The sequence below is a fragment of the Pseudomonas sp. TWI923 genome, from assembly GCF_039673365.1.
GTDB classification, from domain to species: Bacteria; Pseudomonadota; Gammaproteobacteria; order Pseudomonadales; family Pseudomonadaceae; genus Aquipseudomonas; species Aquipseudomonas sichuanensis.
In genome coordinates, this window is the sequence record NZ_JBDJLM010000037.1 from 1 (window position 1) to 17,285 (window position 17,285).

10 protein-coding genes are annotated in these 17,285 nt (G+C 66.6%); 4 read left to right on the forward strand and 6 right to left on the reverse strand.

Features of this window, described 5'->3' with window-relative positions:
* Together ABE459_RS15370 and ABE459_RS15375 are read left to right on the forward strand one after the other, a co-directional pair.
* Nucleotides 1-5,136 (forward strand): amino acid adenylation domain-containing protein (locus tag ABE459_RS15370; RefSeq protein WP_346648057.1); only part of this gene is annotated, 5,136 nt, incomplete at its 5' end.
* Nucleotides 5,137-5,192: 56 nt separating this feature from the next.
* Nucleotides 5,193-6,152 (forward strand): alpha/beta hydrolase, encoded by a 960-nt coding sequence (locus ABE459_RS15375; RefSeq protein ID WP_323831139.1) that lies wholly within the window; start codon nucleotides 5,193-5,195, stop codon nucleotides 6,150-6,152.
* A gap of 233 nt (nucleotides 6,153-6,385) precedes the next feature.
* Here the strand turns inward: ABE459_RS15375 and ABE459_RS15380 are convergent, their stop codons facing one another.
* The 6 genes from ABE459_RS15380 to pvdM all read right to left on the reverse strand — a co-directional run bounded on the left by ABE459_RS15380 (nucleotide 6,386) and on the right by pvdM (nucleotide 15,737).
* The gene (locus ABE459_RS15380) at nucleotides 6,386-8,776 is read right to left on the reverse strand and encodes a TonB-dependent siderophore receptor (protein WP_323831138.1); all 2,391 of its coding nucleotides are present in this window, start codon (nucleotides 8,774-8,776) and stop codon (nucleotides 6,386-6,388) included.
* 302 nt (nucleotides 8,777-9,078) lie between these two features.
* Nucleotides 9,079-10,731, reverse strand: a complete 1,653-nt coding sequence (locus ABE459_RS15385; protein ID WP_323831137.1) for a cyclic peptide export ABC transporter — start codon at nucleotides 10,729-10,731, stop codon at nucleotides 9,079-9,081.
* A gap of 12 nt (nucleotides 10,732-10,743) precedes the next feature.
* Nucleotides 10,744-12,087, reverse strand: coding sequence for a SidA/IucD/PvdA family monooxygenase (locus tag ABE459_RS15390; RefSeq protein ID WP_323831136.1), 1,344 nt, complete (start codon nucleotides 12,085-12,087; stop codon nucleotides 10,744-10,746).
* Nucleotides 12,088-12,197: 110 nt separating this feature from the next.
* On the reverse strand, nucleotides 12,198-13,082 hold the full coding sequence (locus ABE459_RS15395; RefSeq protein ID WP_323831135.1) for a formylglycine-generating enzyme family protein: 885 nt from the start codon (nucleotides 13,080-13,082) through the stop codon (nucleotides 12,198-12,200).
* Between the two features lie 13 nt (nucleotides 13,083-13,095).
* Nucleotides 13,096-14,373, reverse strand: coding sequence for an aminotransferase class V-fold PLP-dependent enzyme (locus ABE459_RS15400; RefSeq protein WP_323831134.1), 1,278 nt, complete (start codon nucleotides 14,371-14,373; stop codon nucleotides 13,096-13,098).
* Between the two features lie 17 nt (nucleotides 14,374-14,390).
* Nucleotides 14,391-15,737, reverse strand: a complete 1,347-nt coding sequence (gene pvdM, locus ABE459_RS15405; RefSeq protein ID WP_125858320.1) for a pyoverdine-tailoring dipeptidase-like protein PvdM — start codon at nucleotides 15,735-15,737, stop codon at nucleotides 14,391-14,393.
* A 180-nt stretch (nucleotides 15,738-15,917) separates the two neighbouring features.
* On the opposite strand from pvdM, the gene ABE459_RS15410 reads away from it, so the two are divergent.
* Both ABE459_RS15410 and ABE459_RS15415 read left to right on the forward strand, forming a co-directional pair.
* Nucleotides 15,918-16,352, forward strand: coding sequence for a hypothetical protein (locus tag ABE459_RS15410; protein WP_323831133.1), 435 nt, complete (start codon nucleotides 15,918-15,920; stop codon nucleotides 16,350-16,352).
* Between the two features lie 60 nt (nucleotides 16,353-16,412).
* Nucleotides 16,413-16,907, forward strand: coding sequence for a GNAT family N-acetyltransferase (locus tag ABE459_RS15415; protein WP_323831164.1), 495 nt, complete (start codon nucleotides 16,413-16,415; stop codon nucleotides 16,905-16,907).
* The last annotated feature ends 378 nt before the right edge of the window (nucleotides 16,908-17,285 follow it).

The window sequence follows — 17,285 nt, forward strand, 5'->3', positions numbered from 1 at the left end:
CTGGAACACCACGATGCGCTGCGTTTGGGCTTCGTGCAGGAGCAAGGCCAGTGGCAGGCGACCTACCACGGCCTGCCTGAAGGCAGCGTGCTGTGGCGCCGCGAGGTGGCCGATGCCGCCGCACTGGAGGCGCTGGGCCGTGAAGCCCAGGCCAGCCTGGACCTGGCTAGCGGCCCGCTGCTGCGGGCGGTGCTGGCCGAGTATCAAGGCGAACAGCGGCTGCTGCTGGTGATCCATCACTTGGCGGTGGATGGTGTGTCGTGGCGGATCCTCTTCGAGGACCTGCAACAGGCTTACGAGCAAGGTACGCAAGCCCAACTGCCAGCGCGCACCAGCAGCGTGCGCGATTGGGCGGGGCAACTGCAGGACTACGCCCGAGGCGACGCGGCGCAACAGCAACTGGATTACTGGCAAGCGCAACTGCAAGGTGTCGACACCGACCTGCCGTGCGAACGCCCTGAAGGCAGCCTGGCCAACCAGCACGGCCGTTCGGTGGCCACCCAGCTGTCGCGGGAAACCACCCGCAAGTTGCTGCAAGAGGCCCCGGCGGCCTACCGCACCCAGGTCAATGACCTGCTGCTGTGCGCCCTGGCCCGAGTCATCGGGCGTTGGAGCGGGCGTGACGACACGCTGATTCAACTGGAAGGGCACGGCCGCGAGGCGTTGTTCGACGCGCTGGACCTGACTCGTACGGTAGGTTGGTTCACCAGCCTGTTCCCGGTTCGTCTGGGCCGCTGCGAGGCACTGGGCAGCAACCTGCGCCTGGTCAAGGAGCAACTGCGAGCGATCCCGGACAAGGGCCTGGGCTGGGGCGCGCTGCGCTACCTGGGCGACGAAAGCGTGCAGGCCGACCTGGCAGCGCTGCCGGTGCCGCGCATCACCTTCAACTACCTGGGCCAGTTCGACGCAAGCTTTGCGGGCGAGGACGGCGCGCTGTTCGTGCCGGCCGGCGAAGCCGTGGGCCCGGACCAGAGCCCGCTGGCGGCACTGGGCAACTGGCTGACGCTCAATGGCCAGGTGTACGGCGGCGAGTTCAGCATGGGTTGGCGTTTCAGCACGCAGATGTTCGACGAAGCCACCGTGCAACGCCTGGCGGATGACTACGGTCGCGAGCTGGAAGCCCTGGTCGAGCACTGCTGCACCTTGCAGGAGCGCTCGGCGACGCCGTCGGACTTCCCGCTGGCCGGCCTGGACATGACCGGGCTGGACAGCCTGCCGGTGCCCCTGGCGCAGATCGAGGACATCTACCCGCTGTCGCCGATGCAGCAGGGCATGCTGTTCCACACCCAGGAAAGCAGTGGCGCCGACCTGTACATCAACCAGATCAGCGTGCCGGTGCAAGGGCTCGACCTGCCGCGCTTCGAGGCGGCCTGGAACCAGGTGATCGCCCGTCACGAGATCCTGCGCACCGGTTTCTGCGCCGCCGCGACCCTCGCCCAGCCGTTACAGCTGGTGCGCCGCGAGGCCAGGCTGGCGTTGCAGGTGATCGACTGGCGCGACCGCGAGGCCGACCCGGCGGCGCTGCAAGCCGTGGCAGCGGCTGAATGTGCCAAGGGCTTCGACCTGCTGCAGGCGCCGCTGACCCGGATCACCCTGGTGCGCACTGCCGAGGACGCCTACCAGCTGATCTGGACCAGCCACCATATCCTGATGGACGGCTGGAGCACCTCGCGCCTGCTGGGCGAAGTGTTCCAGGCCTACGCCGGGCAGGCACTGCCGGAGCGCCAGGGGCGCTACCGCGATTACATCGACTGGCTGCAGCGCCAGTCGGCCGAGGCCGACGAGCAGTTCTGGCGTGCACGCCTGGCCGACCTGGACGGGCCGACCCTGCTGGCCGGCACCCTGGCGCCACAGCCGGCACCGGGCGAAAGCGGCCATGGCGCGCTGTACCTGAACTGGGACGCGGCCGCCACGGCGCGCCTCAAGGCCCAGGCCCAACGCCTGCGGGTGACCAGCTACACGCTGATCCAGGCCACCTGGCTGCTGCTGTTGCAGCGCTACAGCGGGCAGTCGAGCGTGTGCTTCGGCGCCGTGGTGGCGGGCCGTCCGGCCAGCCTGGCGGGGGCCGACGAAATGCTTGGCCTGTTCATCAACACCTTGCCGATCGTCCAGACCCTCGACCCGCAATTGTCGGTGGGCGAGTGGCTGACGCAATTGCAGGCCTACAACCTGGAGGCCCGCGATCACGAGCACGCGTCGCTGGCGGATGTCCAGCGCTGGTCAGGGCAGGGCGGACAGGCGCTGTTCGACAGCATCGTGGTGTTCGAGAACTACCCGATCGACGAGCGCCTGGCCGATGCCGGTGACGATCAGTTGCGCTTCGGCGAGGTCAAGGGCCGCGACGTGACCAACTACGCCATGGACCTGGCGGTCAGCCTGGGCAGCACGCTGTCCATCGAGTTCCTCTACCTGCGCGAGCGCTTCACCGAAGCGGCCTGCGCCCAGGTGATGAGCAGCTTCGAAGTGCTGCTGCTGGCCATGCTCGACGATGCCCAGGCGACCCTGGGCAGCCTGGGCGTGCTCGATGCCCAGGCCTGTGATGGGCTGCAACGCGGTAACGTGCTGGCCGCCGGCGAACCTGAGCCGCTGCTGGTGCATGCCATTGCCCGCCAGGCCGCCCTGCGCCCTGATGCCGAAGCCGTGACCTGCGCAGGCCAGAGCCTCACCTATGGGCAGCTCGAGCAACGCGCTGCGGCACTGGCCACACGCCTGCTGGCCGCCGGCGTCGGGCCGGAGACCCGCGTGGGTGTGGCGCTGGAGCGCTCGGTGCAGATGATCGTGGCCTTCTATGCGGTGATGAAGACCGGTGCGGCCTATGTGCCGCTGGACATCGACTACCCCCGTGAGCGCCTGGACTGGATCATCGAGGACTCGGCGATGAGTGTGCTCATTACCGAGAGCCGCGTCAGTGCCCGCCTGGGCGACACGGCGGTGGCGCTGTGCATCGAGCTGGACACCGTGTCGCTGCCGAGCGCCGCGCAGGCGGTGGTGTCGAGCGCACGCCCGGGCAACCTGGCCTACCTCATCTACACCTCGGGTTCCACCGGCAAGCCCAAGGGCGTGGCGGTGTCCCAGGGTGGTATCGCCATGCATTGCGCGGCGATCGCCGAGCGTTACGAGATGGGCCCGCACACCCGTGAGCTGCTGTTCATGTCGTTCGCCTTCGACGGTGCCCAGGAGCGTTGGCTGTCGACCCTGCTGCGCGGTGGCTGCCTGGTGCTGCGCGACAACCAGCTGTGGACCGCCGAGCAGACCTGGCAGGTGCTGCACGAGCAGGCCATCACTATCGCCTGCTTCCCGCCGGCCTACCTGCAGCAACTGGCCGAGTTCGCCGAAGGCCGTCAGCCGCCGGCGGTGGACATCTACTGTTTTGGCGGTGACGCGGTGGCCCAGGCCAACTTCGACCTGGTGCGGCGCAACCTGCGCCCGCGCTGCCTGACCAACGGCTACGGCCCGACCGAAACGGTGGTCACGCCGCTGCTGTGGAAGGTCGCTGCCGACGCCCGTTGCGAGGCTGCCTATGCGCCGATCGGCACCCGGGTCGGCGAGCGCACTCTGTATGTGCTCGACACCCACCTCAACCCGCTGCCGACCGGCGTGGCCGGTGAGCTGTACATCGGTGGCGAGGGCGTGGCGCGGGGTTATCACGCCCGCCCGGGGCTGACCGCCGAGCGTTTCGTGGCCGACCCGTTCAGCGCCGGTGGGCGCCTGTACCGCACCGGGGACCTGGTGCGCCAGCGGGCCGACGGGGTGTTCGACTACCTCGGCCGCCTGGACAACCAGGTCAAGGTGCGTGGTTTCCGCATCGAGCTGGGCGAGATCGAAGCGCGCCTGCGCCAGCAAGCGGGGGTGCGTGACGCGGTGGTGATCGCCCGTCGCGAGGACAGCGGCGACCAGTTGCTGGGCTACGTGGTGACCGCAGCAGATGGCCCGGCGGAGCAGGCCCTGCGTGAAGCGTTGCAGGCGCAGCTGCCGGACTACATGGTGCCGAGCCGGATCATGGTGCTCGATGCCTTGCCGCTGAACCCCAATGGCAAGGTCGACCGCAAGGCCCTGCCACAGCCGGGCGCCAGTGAACGCCATTACCAGGCGCCGCGCAACTTCGCCGAACGGGCGTTGGTGGAGGTCTGGCAAGAGGTGCTGGGGGTCGAACGGGTTGGCGTGACCGACAACTTCTTCGAGCTGGGCGGCGACTCGCTGCGCATCCTCAAGGTGCTCGGCAAGCTGCGCGGGCGCAGCGACCTGGGCCTGGAGCTGAAGCTGCGCGACCTGATGACCCGGCCGACCATTGCTCAGCTCAGTGGCTATGACGAGCAGCAGGAGGCCGTGCTTGACCCGCTGCTGTTGCTCAACAGCCCAAGCCCGGCGCGCCCGGCGCTGTTCTGCCTGCACGCCGGCTTCGGCACGGTGTTCGACTACGAGCCGCTGGCTCGCCAGCTGGAGGGGCGCCACAGTGTCTACGGGTTGCAGTGCCGCATGCTGCTGGACCGTGATTGGCAGGATGATTCGCTGCAGGGCATGGCCATCGACTATGCCCAGTACATTCGCCAGAAACAGGCCGATGGCCCGTACCTGCTGCTGGGCTGGTCGCTGGGTGGCACGCTCGCGGTGCTGGTGGCCGAAGAGCTGCGGCGCCAGGGCCAGGAGGTCGGCTTCGTCGGCCTGGTCGACAGCTTCATCCCGGGGCAGGGCGCCAGCCTGGTCGGTGATGACGAGGAGCTGCGCAGTTTCCTGGCCGTGACCCTGCAGTGCGAGGCCGAACAGTTGCCGGCCGTGGTTTGCCCGCAGCCGTTGCAGGTGACGCCACTGGCCGAGACGATCGGCCAGGCGCAGGCACAGCTGGCCAGCGCCACGGGCTTCGATGCACAGGACCTGGCCCAGGGCTTCGTGGTGGCCATGCGCCTGAAAGCGCTCAGCGAACAGCAGGGCGACTTGCCTACGCTGGATGTGCCAATCCACTGCTGGTGGGCCGGTGACGCGGCCAGCCAGGCGGCGGTGGCGGCGTTCGAGGCCGGGCTGGGCCAGGTGGCGCAACGTCACTGGCTGAACACCACGCACTTCGCCATCCCACGCCATGCGGCCCTGCTGCGGGCTGTGCATGAGTACCTTGGCAGCCTCGAGACCATCGCCGGCTGATACCCCTGGGCCCTGTTTACAGGGCCCGGTTCTTTTCATCGTTGAAGGATTGAATGATGCCTGTGCATCCTGACCTGGCCGTGTTCCTCGAACTGGCCGAACTGGGCCGCCTGAGCGGCGCCACCCGTGCCTTGCACGAACTGCCTGTAGACCAGGCGCGCGAGGTGTTCGAGCAGGCCTCGGACATTCTCGACCCGACCCCGCCGGGCGACCTGCAGGTGACTGCCCACGAAGTGCTGCTGGACGATGGCCAGGTGCTCGCCGCGCGGCTGTACCGGCCACAGGGCGCTCAAGGGGCGCTGCCGGTGATCTTCTACCTGCACGGTGGCGGTTACGTGGTCGGCAGCCTCGATTCCCATGACTCGATCTGCCGTCGCCTGGCCGCCGGTGGGCGCTTTGCGGTGTTCGCGCCGGCCTATCGGCGTGCCCCGGAGCACCCGTTCCCGGGGCCGCTGGACGATGTGCGCGGTGCGGCCAACTGGCTGGCCGGGCAGGCCCAGGCCCTGCAACTGGACGCTGGGCGGGTGATCTTTGCCGGCGACAGTGTCGGCGCCAGCCTGGCCACGGTGCTGGCGATCATCGCGGCACGCGAGCCCGAGCGCCTGCAACTGCAGCCCAAGGGGCAGTTGCTGCTGTACCCGGTGACCGATATCAGCCGTGAACGTGCTTCGCATCAGCAGTATGCCGAGGGCTACCTGCTGGAGACCGAGACCCTGCGCTGGTTCTACAAGCAGTACCTGGGTACTGCGGGGCGTGCCGATGACTGGCGGGTGTCGCCGTTGTTGCAGGCCGACCTGAGCGGCCTGGCGCCGGCCTACCTGGCGGTGGCCGAGTACGATCCGCTGTTTGATGAGGGTTTGGCGTACGCCCAGGCGCTGCGTGAGCAGGGCAATGCATTGACGCTGCAGGTGGCCGAAGGGCTGACCCACGACTTTTTGCGGATGTCGGGCATGGTGGAAGAGGTTGGGGCGATTTATGCCGGGCTGCTGGACTGGGCCTCGGCCAGGGTGGCTTGAGGGATAGCGCAGCTTTTCAGATCGTGGGGCTGCTTTGCAGCCCATCGCGGCACAAGGCCGCTCCTACAGGGGGATCGCAATCTTCTGTGGGAGCGGCCTTGTGTCGCGATGGGGCGCGTAGCGGCCCCGGCTATGCGGGATGAATCAGTGAAATCGGCACCCTCACAATCAGCGTGAGCGGGCCTGAAGAGCAAGCCCCCTGCCTCAGGCAGGGGACCGGTGACGCGGGGGATTTACCACTTGTAAGTCAGCTCGGCGACCACGCTGCGGCCTTCACCCAGGTTGCACGCCTGGTAGAAGAAGCAGGAGGCCACGTAGTACTTGTTGGTCAGGTTGTTGACGTTGACGGCGGCCTGGGCCCCGCGCAGGCTCGGGTCGAGCTTGCCCAGGTCGTAACGCACGGCGGCGTCATACAGGGTGTAGGACGGGACCTTGAAGGTGTTCATGCTGTCGCCGAAGGTCCAGCCGGTGTAGCGCACGCCGGCACCGACGCTCAGGCCCTGCAGCGGGTCGAACGGGATGGCGTAGTCAGCCCACAGCGAGGCCAGCTTGGCCGGCGCCTTGAACGGGCGCTTGTCTTCGTTGCCGTCGTTGCTCTTGGTGACTTTTACGTCGCTGTAGGACAGCGAGCCGGTCAACTTCAGGTCGTCCATCACGGTGGTGATGGCTTCCAGTTCCACACCCTTGGAGCGGATTTCGCCGGTCTGGATGCTGTTGAACAGGTCTTGCGGGTCGGTGGTGACCGCGTTCTGCTTGGTCAGGTCGTAGACCGACAAGGTGATCTGGGTGTCGGTGCCTGGTGGCTGGTAGCGCACACCCACTTCGTACTGCTTGGCGGTTTCCGGCTCGAATGGCTTGCTGCCGCGGGCAGGCCCGGTGGTGCCTACGACCGGGTTGAACGACTCGCTGTAGCTGACGTACGGCGCAAAGCCGTTATCGAACAGGTAGACCAGGCCGGCGCGGCCGGTGAAGTCACGCCAGTGCTGGTCGGCCGTCTCGATGTCGGTGAAGCGGTCTTCGGTCTGGGTGCGTGCGCGGTCTTCGCGGCCGCCCACGGTCAGCACCCAGCGGTCCCACTTGAGCTGGTCCTGGAAGTAGTAGCCGACCTGGGTGCTGCGCTGCAGGTTGTTGACCCAGCTGGCGTTGACCGAGGTGTCCACCGGGCTGCCGTAGGTCGGGTCGAACACGTTGATCGGCGTTGCATTGCCCCAGCGCTCGTTACGCACCGACTTGCTCCAGCTGTAGTCGATGCCGAACAGTGCGGTGTGGGAGATCGGGCCGGTGTCGAAGCTGGCTTGCAACTGGTTGTCCAGTGCCAGGTGGCTGCCGTAGGCGTGGCGGATCTGCCACTGGCGGTTGATCGATGCACCGGGCACGCCATCGGGGCCGGTGATCAGGCCGGTCGAGCTCAGGCCGAAGGAGCGCGCCAGGTAGTTCTCCTGGTTGTCGAAGTCGCTCCAGCGCACGTTCTGGCGCACGGTCCAGGTGTCGTTGAACTCATGGCTGAACTCGTAGCCCAGCGAGGTGCTTTCGACTTCCTCGAAGTCGAAGCTCGGCTCGCCGACGAAGCGGTCCATGGGCACCTTGCCGTACGGGCTGGAACCGTTGACGGCGGCCCAGGGGATGGTGGTCGGGGCCAGGGCCTTGTTCTTCTGGTACGACGCCAGCACGGTCAGGCTGGTCTGGTCGTTGGGGCGCCAGGTGAAGCTGGGGGCGATGTAGCCGCGATCGTCGTCGGTGTGGTCGTACAGGCCATCGGCCTCGCGGCCCAGGCCGACCAGGCGGTACATCAGGGTCTTTTCGTCGTTCAGGGCGCCGCTGACATCGAACTTGGCCTGGCGGCGGTGGCCGGTGCCGGCGGAAAGGCCGAACTCGCCACGGTCATAGTCGGTGGGGCGCTTGGAGATCGAGTTGACCATGCCGCCGGGATCGGCCTGGCCGTACAGGATCGAGGTCGGGCCTTTGAGCACTTCGACGCGCTCCATGCCGTACGGCTCTTCGCTGAACATGCCGAAGAAGCCCAGCGGGCGCAGGCGCAGGCCATCGCGGTAGGTGAAGGAAATGGCGTAGCCGCGCAGGTAGATGTTGTCGGCGGCGTTGTTGGCGCCGCCGGAGTCGGAACGCACGCCGGAGGTGTAGCGCAGTGCCTCGTCCAGGCGCTGCACGCCCATGTCGTCCATGCGCTCGCGGGTCACCACCGAGATGGCCTGGGGGTTTTCCAGCATCGAGGTGTCGGTCTTGGTGCCGGTGGCGGTGCGGCGGGCGACGTAGCCCTTGGTTTCACCCCACGGCGAGTCGTCGACGCGGGTGGAGGACACCACGCTGGCGTCCAGGGTCATGGCGCCGGCGTTGTCCTGGCCGAGCACCGTCAGGGTGCTGCCGTCGAGGGTGTAATGCAGTTGGGTGCCGCCCAGCAGCTGGCGAACGGCCTGGTCCACGCTGAGCCGGCCACGTACGCCCGGGGTGCTGAGGTTGCCGAGGGTGTCGGGGCTGTACAGCACCTGCAGGCCGGTCTGGTCGGCCAGTTGCATCAGCGCGCTGGCCAGGGACTGTGCGCCGATGTTGAATTCGTAGGTCTGGCTCTGTGCCTGGGCTGCCAGCGAGGTCCCGAGTGCCGAGACCATCACAGCGGCAGGCAGACCCAAGGACAGGGAGCGTCGGAGGTACAAGGCGCGGGCAAGCGGTGAAAGGGTAGGGCGGGACTGCACGTGTGGATGCTCCGGTATGTTAAGTGGGAATAGTTTTTATTAGCTTTCAATGAAACGAACGAGCGATGAAAAACCGGATGGATTTGTGAAAAAAAAATGAAAAGAGCTGAAATGAGGGTGGCGTGACGGCGCCGGTGTTCGCCGGCAAGCGGTCTAGCGCAGTGGTTGCAAGGGGGAGGTGGGGCTGCCAGGCAGCCCCGGGAGAAGGCCTGCGGGGGTCAGGCGGTTTGTGCGTCGGCGACCACTTTGCCGCGCTCCAGGCGCAGCAACTGGTCGGCCACCGGGAAGTAACGGTCGTCGTGGGAGATGACGATGATGGTCTTGCCCAGGCGTTTGAGGTCGGGCAGCAGCTCGGTGTAGAACACCTGCCGGAAGGTCGGGTCCTGGTCGGCGGCCCACTCGTCGAACACCAGCACCGGGCGCCCTTCCAGCCAGGCGTTGAGCAGGGCCAGGCGCTTGCGCTGGCCGGTGGACAGGTCGGTGGTGCTGAAGGCGCCGTCAAGCAGTTGCACCTTGTGCGCCAGTTGCAGGCGCGCCAGGTACTTCTGCGCATCGTCCGGGGTGGCCTGTGCACCGCCGATGACTTCGTCGAACAGGTAGTAGTCGGCGAACACCGTGGTGAACAGCTGGCGATAATCGTCACGGTTGCTGGCCACCACGGGCTGGCCATTGACCGCGACATGCCCTTGGTGGGGTTCGTAGAGCCCCAGCAGCAGTTTGATCAGGGTGGTCTTGCCACAGCCGTTGCCGCCGACGATGAACAGGATCTCGCCGGGTTTGACCTTGAAGCTCACCGGCCCGACCGTGAACGGCTCGATGCCGGGGTTGGTCGGGTAGGTGTAGGTGACGTCGACCAGCTCCAGGCTGTGCAGCGCCTTGTGGTTGGCCTGGGGGGCGTTTTCCAGCAGCAGGTGCGGCTCGGGCGAACTGAACCGCTGCGACAGCTCGGCGATGCGGCGCAGGGCGATCTGTGCTTTGCTGATGATCGGCAAGGTGGTGATCAGGTGCTCCAGCGGGCCTTTCATGTACAGCAGCACCAGGACGAAGCCGCTGATCACCGACTTGTCGTTGGCCGGCCACATCGATTGCAGGGTCAAGGCCAGGCCGATGACCAGGAAGAACAGCATCGAGCCCAGGCTCTTGGCGATCACGAAGGTGTTGATCGAGCGCACCTGGGTATCGCGGATGCCATCGGCGGTCTCGCGGATGCCGTGGTTGAGCATGCGCTGGCGGCGGGTGCGGTGGATGCGCAGCTCCTTGGCGCCCTCGGCGATGGCCTGGTAGTGCTTCTGCAACTGGTCCTCGGCGTCGCGGGCGGCGACGAAGCCGCGGATGCCGCGGGCCCGTGCGGCGTACTGGATGACGCTGCCGACACCCACGGCCAGCAGCACCAGCAGGAACATCGGCAGCGACAGGTAGGCCAGGTAGCCCAGGCAGCCCAGGGTCACGGTCAGGGAGATGGCCAGCGGGGCGAACACGTAGGCGAAGTCGCTGACCGTGTCGACGTCATGGGTGAGCACCGGGATCAGCCGATGGCTGCGGTACTGTTCGATCTGCTCGATCGGCGCGGCCAGCACCTTCTCGCCCAGCTGCTTGCGCAGCGCGGCGATCACATGCTGGCCCACATAGTTGGTGCCGATGTCCGAGCAGATGCTGCTGACCAGCGCCACCACGCACAGGCCGATGAAGGCCAGCACCACGCCTTGCTGCAAGCCGCCGTCGCTGTGCAGGCCATTGTTGATGGTGGCAAGCAGCGCGGTGATGCTCAGGCCGCCGAGCATGCCCAGCAGGGTGGCGATGGTCACCGTCGGCCAGAACGGGCGCAGCAGCCCCAGCAGTTGGCGCAGCGCCCCGGGAGGTTGAGGACTCATGGAGGCTTCCTGTCAGGCGCGGGTGAGGGCAATGGCGGCTGCGTGCAGGGGCACGGCCTCGGCGTGCTGCGCCAGCGCCTTGTACAGCGATTCGCCGATTTCCGCCGCGCGGCTTGGCAGCACCGACAGCAAGGTGTCGCTCAGGCCGTGGCTGGTTTCGCAGAAGCCTTGCAGGTACACCGGCGCCTGCAGCTCGGCGCTGCTCAGGGCGCGGTAGTCGCGCTCGACGCTGAAGTCCTGCAGGTAGCCTTGCAGCGGGGCCAGCAGGTCACGGTGCGAACGGCGCTCGTAGCCGGTGGCGAGGATCACCGCGTCGTAGCGGTGGGTCTGCGACTGCTGGGTGGCCAGGTCCTGCAGGGTCAGCTCGATGCCTTCGGCGGTGGCGGTGGCGGCCTGCACCTGGCGGCGGCAGAGCACGGCGTGGCGGTACTGGTGGGCGACCTTCTGGCGGTAGAGGATGCCGTAGATGCGTTCGAGCAGGTCGATGTCGACCACTGAGTAGTTGGTGTTGTGGTACTCGGCGATCAGCTTCTGGCGGTCGGCCTGTTCCTGGTTGAACACCAGGTCGGTGTAGTCCGGGGCGAAGATCTCGTTGACGAACGGGCTGTCGTCGGCGGGCTTGAGGGCGCTGGAGCGCACAATCATGTCGACCTTGACCGAGGGGAAGCTGTCGTTGAGGTCGATGAAGGCCTCGGCGGCGCTCTGCCCGGAGCCGACGATGGCGATGCGCATCGGCTTGCCCTGGTTGCAGGGCAGGGTGGCCAGGCTGCTCAGGTAGGTGGAGTGGTGGAACACCCGTGGGTCATCCTTGAAGGCGCGGAAACTGTCCGGGACCTTGGGCGTGCCGCCGCTGCCGACTACAACCGCGCGGCTCAGGCGGGCGTGTTCGCGGCCCTGGGCGTCACGCGAGATAACCCGCAGCTGGCGCACTTTGCCGGCGTCCAGCACTGGCTCGATGCGGGTCACTTCTTCGCCGTACTGGGCCTGGGTGGCGAAGTGCTCGGCGGCCCAGCGCAGGTAGTCGTTGTACTCCAGGCGGCAGGGATAGAAGGTGCCCAGGTTGATGAAGTCGGCCAGGCGCTGCTTCTGGTGCAGGTAGTTGACGAAACTGTAGGGGCTGGTGGGGTTGCGCAGCGACACCAAGTCCTTGAGGAAGGAGATCTGCAGCTCGCTCTGGGTGGCCAGGGTGTTGCCGTGCCAGCGGTAGTCGCTCTGTTTGTCGATGAACAGTGCATCGAGGGCGTGGCCGTGGGTTTCGGCGAGTTCTTCCAGGGCAATGGCCAGGGCCAGGTTGGAAGGGCCGAAGCCCACGCCGATGAGGTCGTGGACCTGCTGGGGGGAATGGGGCTGGCTCATGCTATCGGTTCCTTGAGGTGGCGGGGGAGGCCTTTGGCGCTCACCCCGGGCTGCGGGAGTACATCGATAGAACGAGAAGCGGTGGGGACAATTTAGCGTGGGCCAGGCCCTCAGAGTTCGCGTACGACCCTGAAACCCAGCCAGTCGCCGGGCCGCCGGGGGACCATCACGTTGCGGTTGCCGGAACGGGAGAAGATTGGTGCTTCGCCCCAGTCGTTGCCGCGCACCTGCACCAGTTCGCAACTGTCCGCGCTACGGGTGGAATGGCCCCAGGCGCTGCCGTCGGTGGGGGCACCGACATAGTTGTCGTGCAGGCAATCGGCGACCCATTCGTAGACATTGCCGTGCATGTCGTACATGCCGAAGGCGTTGGGCGGGAAGCTGCCCACCGGCGAGGTGAAACTGTAGCCGTCCTTGGGCCCGTAGACGTTGGCGTGCTGGCTGATTTCGTAGTCGGCACCTGGGTCGAGGGGGAAGGGGAACGGGCCGGTACTTCCGGCGCGGGCGGCGTATTCACGTTCCGCTTCGCTGACCATGCGGTAGGTCTTGCCGGTCTTCTTCGACAGCCACTCCACGTAGTCCTGCACGTCGTAGTAGGTCATGCACACCGCCGGCTGCCGCGGGCCCTGCTTGTAGGTCGGCTTGCTGGCGGTGCACTTGCGCCCGGGGCGTACGTCGCCGTCATGGATCACGGCGCCGCTCTGCTTGATGTAGGTGTCCCACTCCTCGGCGGTGACTTGGAAGCGGCTCATGGCGAACGACTTGGCGAAGGTCACCTTGTGCATCGGGCCTTCGTCGTCCTGGCGGCCCTGTTCGTCGTCGGGGGTGCCCATCATGAAGCTGCCGGCCGGCAGCACGACCATCTCCGGGCAGGCGCCGGTGCAGTCACGGAACACCGTGCCGGGCGTGGGCGCCGGCGTGGTGGTGGCCAGCGCCGGCAGGCTGCAGGCGGCGAGCAGGGCGGCAAGGGTAAGGCGAGGCAAGGCAGTGTGCATGGAAGATCCTTTTCTAGAGTTGCTGGGTGACCAGGGCCATGACCCGGTCAATCTGCTGCTCGTCATTGAGCAGCCCCGGGGCCAGGCGAATGACCGGGCCGACTTCGCGGTACACCGCATCGCACATGACCTTGTTGGCGATCAGCTGCGCGGCGAAGGCGTCGGGGTCCTTGCCGGGGACGCGGAAGAAGGTGAAACCGGCGGAGAACTCGGGGCTGCGTGGTGTCACCAGTTCGATCTGGCGGTGTTCGGCCAGGCGCTCCTTGAGCAGGCTGTTGAGCTGGTGGATGCGCGCCTGGACGTCGGCCTTGCCCAACTGCAGGTGCAGCTTGAAGGCCTCGCTGGTGGCCCAGCGGTGCTCGAAGGCGTGGTAGCCGCCGGGGGTCATGATGGTGGCGAAGTCTTCGTCGCGGGAGAAGGTGGCGACGCTGGGGGTGAGGTGCTCCATGCCGGTGGACGCGGCGCAGATCAGGCCGGTGCCGCGGGGGCCGAACATCCACTTGTGGGTGCCGGCGATGAAGTAGTCGCAGTTGAAGTCGGCGAAGCGCGCGTTCTCCACGCCGAAGCCGTGCACGCCGTCGACCACGTAGAGGATGCGCTCGGCTTCGCTGCGGTTGCGGTTGTGCCGGCGCACCAGTTCGCCGATCTCGCCCACCGGCAGTTTGACGCCGCTGCTGGAATGCACCCAGGTCATGCCAAGTACCCGGGTTTCGGGGCGGATGCTCTGGTCGATGGTGCTCAGCACCTGGTCGGTGGAGACGTTCCAGGGTTTGTCGAACAGGCGGATCTTGCGGACCTGGGTGCCTTGGCGGCGGCTGCGAAATTCCAGGGCTTTGTAGGCTGAGTAGTGCTCGTGCTCGGTGATCAGGATTTCCTGTTTCGGGCCTACCTGCAGGCCGCTGTAGATCATCGCCAGGCCTTCGGTGGTGCTGCCGGTCAGGGCGATCTGGCGGGGCCCGACTTCCAGGTAGCGCCCGGCCCATTCGCGTACTTCGTCCTCGCGCTGCCATTCGTACTGGCTGTTCCAGTCCATCAGGGCGGCGGGGTTGCGGTCGAGGTCGGCGCGGTGGCGGTCGATGGCCGCCTGCACGGGGCGGGCGTGGGCGGTGATCAGGAAGTTGGCGAAGTGCAGGGTCTGCGGGTCGAGCGGGAACAGCTCGCGCAGGTTGCGCCATTTGTCGGTGCCGGCCAGCGGCTTGGCGCTGCCGGCCGGTGCCTGGGCGTGGGCGAGCAGGGGCAGGCCGGCGGCGAGGACGCCGGCTTGCTTGAGGAAACTGCGACGGTTGGTCATGAAGGGTTGGGCCTTGCTCAGCGGGTGGCGACGGGTTGTGCGGATTTCTGTACCTGTTCCCAGGCGCGCAGGAAGTTGCCCGCCCAGAGTTTTGCGATGTCCGTCTCGCTGTAGCCGCGGGTCAGCAGTTCGGCGGTGACGTTGCGGATTTCGCTCACGTCCTTCCAGCCTTCCAGGCCGCCGCCGTCGTTGAAGTCGGAACTGATGCCGACATGGTCGATGCCTACCTTTTTCACCGTGTAGTCGATGGCGTCGACGTACTGCTTGAGGGTGGCCTTGGGTTCTTCTTCGAGGATGCCGTACAGCGAACTTGCGTACTCGCCGAAGCGCGACTCGGGCCAGATGGCGATCACCGCGTCGCCCGGCATCAGGGCGTTGGCCAGGCCTTGCAGCGGTTGCAGGTCGAAGCGCGCGCGCAGGGCGTCGAGCTTGTCCAGCACCGGCTTGCCCAGCGGCTTGAGGTACTGGCCGAAACCGACCACCTGGATCACCCCGCCGCTGGCCTTGATCAGCTGCATCTCGTGGTCGGAGAGGTTGCGTGGGATGTCCACCAGCGCCCGGGGCGCCGAGTGCGAGGCGACCATCGGTGCGCGCGACAGGCGGGCGACGTCTTCCAGGGCCTTTGTCGACATCTGCGACACGTCGATGATCACGCCCAGGTCGTTGAGGCGCTTGACCGCTTGCTCGCCCAGCGGCGACAGGCCGCCGAGGGCGTCGGCGGTGTCGTTGAAGAACGGCAGCGGGCGCGAGGAGTCGGCCCAGTCGTTGTTGCCGGTGTAGCTGAAGCCGAACATGCGCATGCCGCGTGCGGCCCACAGGTCCAGTTGGGCGACGTCATGGCCCAACGGGTAGGCGTTGAGCATGCTGATGAAGATGGCGAACTTGCCCTCGCCGTTGAGGCGGCGGAAGTCGGCGGGGGTGTAGGCGATGCCGACCTGGTTGGGGAAGTCGCGGACCATGCCGCTGATGATCTTGTAGCGCACCTCTTGCTCATGACGCGCGGCGTCGACGAAACCGGGGGTGGGGCGGTGCGGGGCGTTGGGGCCATTCCAGATTTCCGGCCAGCCAAAAATGGTCAACGCGGCGCCCGACAGGCGCCCGCGGTTGGCCTTGACCAGGTCGAACTGGGTCGGGCCGTCCTTGTCCAGTTCGTTGCCGGCGCTGCCCAGGTCCAGCGGCACGGTGACGTGGCTGTCGAAGGAGAGCATGTGTTCGTGCAGGGCGTTGGCCTGTTCGACGATCTGGCGCGGGTAACCGGCCTCCCGGCCTTGCCAGTAGAAGTAGCCGGCGGCGCTGCCCAGGGCGACCGCCAGGGCCAGGGGCAGGCCGATGTACAGGGCTTTGCGGGAACGGGTCTTGGTCATTGCCATCTCGTTGCAGGGCTGATCGGGTGCCTGCCGGTGGCGCACGGGCGCCCAGGCAGGGTTCGGGTATCAGGTGGACGAATGGCGGGGGGGTAAATTTATCCACGCGTTGGCGTTCATGTTTCGCTGTGGCCTGCCGATATGCAGTCATCGGAAGGACCCTGGCAGAGGAATAGGGACATGGTTAATTTCACGCTCATCAACATCGCCGGCGCCGCGCCGACGCTCAATACCACCGCTCAGAACGGCACAACCCAGGCCGGCAGCGGCACTCAGGAAGCAGCGCCGCTGAAGATCGACCCCAAGCTGTTCAAGGCTGATGCCGACGCCGGGCCCAGCATCGAGACCGACGAAAGCTCCGATCCGCCCGAGGTCAAAGAGCTGCGCGAGATGATCGAGCGGCTGCAGAAGCAGCTGGCCGAAGAGCAGAAGCAGTTGGCCGCGATGATGGCGAAGCAGCACGACGACCCGGCGAGCCAGGCGGCGATTGCTGCCAAGCAGGCCAGTATCACCACCCTGATCGGGCAGATCTCGGCGGCTACCGCGCAGTTGCTGGAGACCCTGAACAAGCTTGGCAGCAGCAGTGCCGGTGGTTCGGTCGACACCGTGGCCTGACCTTCGCCGGGCTGATTGGGTATGCTGGCGGCCCGTGATGAACGAGCCGCCGCAACGCCGATGCCGACCTGGACGCTGAGCACCGCCACCCACCGCAATGCCCGCGAGGTCGTCGATTTCATCGATACCGCCCGCCGTGGGCTTTTCCCGATGCTCGCCGATTCACCTATGCCCAGGGACCTTGCCTGTTTCGAGGAAAGCTACCTCGAGGGGGAGGGGCTGTTTCTGGTCGCCCATGACCAGGGGCGGTTGGTGGCATGCATCGGCTACCTGCCGTATGACCATCGCTTTGACCAGCTCGATTACCGCGCTCGCCGTACCGTGGAAGTGGTGCGGTTGTTTGTTGTGCCCGAGTATCGGCGCCATGGGCTGGCAAGGGAGCTGTTTGCCGCGCTGCGCGCGGCGGCGCAGCGCGCTGGGGTTGAGTGGCTGTACCTGCATACCCATCCGTTTTTGCCGGGGGCGATTCGGTTCTGGGAGGGGCAAGGGTTTGCCATTGTGGATGTGGAAGGGGATCCGGTTTGGCGGACTACGCATATGCAGAGGGTGGTGTGATGGCTGGGGGGCTGGCTTGAGAGCGCATGTGGGCCACCAGTGTTCGCCGGTGTTTTTGCAGCGCCTGTGAGATCGAGCGCCGCCCGCGCGGCGCATCGCGGGGCAAGCCCGCTCCCACATTTGTTTCGGGCCAATTATTCCTGTGAAAGTACCGGCGCCTGCCTTGGTGCATGCCTTGAGTCATGTGGGGCGGTTGCAACGCCCATGTTGAAGCCGCGTCGTACCAACAAGGCGGACCAGGTGATAGCACAGGAGAGACTGGCCCGAAACAGATGTGGGAGCGGGCTTGCCCCGCGATGCGCCGCGCGGGCGGCGCTCGATCTTGAGAGCGCTGCAGATCTATCGCCATACACTTGGTGGCTCATATGCGATCCCAAG